Origin of the sequence: Companilactobacillus halodurans (genome assembly GCF_009600985.1) — a bacterium.
In the GTDB taxonomy this organism is placed as follows: Bacteria; Bacillota; Bacilli; order Lactobacillales; family Lactobacillaceae; genus Companilactobacillus; species Companilactobacillus halodurans.
Map to the genome: position 1 here is coordinate 1 of NZ_VDFP01000179.1, position 1,261 is coordinate 1,261.

Annotated in this window: 2 protein-coding genes; both read left to right on the plus strand. The window is 33.5% G+C overall.

Annotation, left to right across the window (positions count from 1 at the left end):
- Nucleotides 1-240: PRD domain-containing protein (locus FHL06_RS13425; RefSeq protein WP_153387128.1), on the plus strand; the 240-nt coding region annotated here is incomplete at its 5' end.
- On the plus strand, nt 237-1,261 hold a 1,025-nt coding region (locus FHL06_RS13430; RefSeq protein WP_192918009.1), incomplete at its 3' end, for a PTS transporter subunit EIIC. The genes FHL06_RS13425 and FHL06_RS13430, both read left to right, overlap by 4 nt.

A 1,261-nucleotide genomic window follows, 5' to 3' on the forward strand; every position in this document is an offset into this window, starting at 1 on the left:
TTGCATTTAAAATTCTTTTGGAAATATATGATGTATAACAAAGGTAATCGCAATCTGGGTGATTTAAGTGATGAAATTTTAAAAGTCATTAAATTAAGCGACATCGATGCCTATAAATGTGCTTTGAAAATTAAAGACTTTATTGCTGAAAAATACAATGATCAATTAACTAATGAAGAAGTAATGTATATTGCGATTCATATTAACAAGATAACTTCAGATTTGAGGGGAAGAAAATGAAATATGAGAAGATGAACAAAGAAATCTTGGACGCAATTGGCGGCGAAGAAAATATTCAGTCAGTTGTCCATTGCGCCACAAGATTACGTTTTGTTTTAAAAGATGAAAGTAAAGCTGATGATAAAAAAGCCGAAAATATTAACGGCGTTTTGCAAGTAGTTAAAAAAGGTGGTCAATATCAATTAGTTATTGGTAACACCGTTGAAGATGTCTATGATGATTTAATGCAAATGATCCACATTGACAATAATGATGGCGATAACAGTAATCAATCAAATAAAAAGAAGAATTGGTTTGACATAATCATCGGTGCAATTACTGGTTCAATCGCACCAGCAATCCCGTTACTAGCCGGTGCTGGTATGGGCAAAGTTTTATTGTTAATTTTAACAATGTCTAATGTCCTTTCAGACAAAAGTCAAACTTATCAATTATTAAATTTAATCTTTGATACAGGTTATTACTTCATGCCAGCATACGTTGGTTTTTCAGCTGCTAAAATATTTAAAACCAATCAAATGTTAGGTGGATTCATTGGATTAATGACAGTTCACCCGATTTGGGCACAAATTGTAGCTGCTAAGAAACCATTATACTTTTTAGAGTTACCAGTTCCACTAGTCCAATATTCATCGACTTTAATTACTGCAATCCTTTCTGTTTGGATTATGTCTTACATTTATAAATTTGTCAGGAAGATTACTCCAGGAATGATTAAAGTCTTCATGGAACCAATGCTTACTATGTTAATTACTGGACCATTAGTATTCTTGCTTATTGGACCATTCTCAAATTGGATTTCTCAAGGCATTGGCTTTATTGCGATGTGGCTTTACCACAATGCTGGCCTTATCGCAATCCCCATACTTGCTAGTTTATATCCTTGGCTTGTTTCAATTGGTATTCACAAAGCTTTATCACCAATTAGTATTCAGTTAGTTGCTACCCAAGGTTTTGACCCAATTATTCGTGTTGTTGCTTTATGTTCAAATATGTCACAAGCTGCTGCTTCACTTGCAGT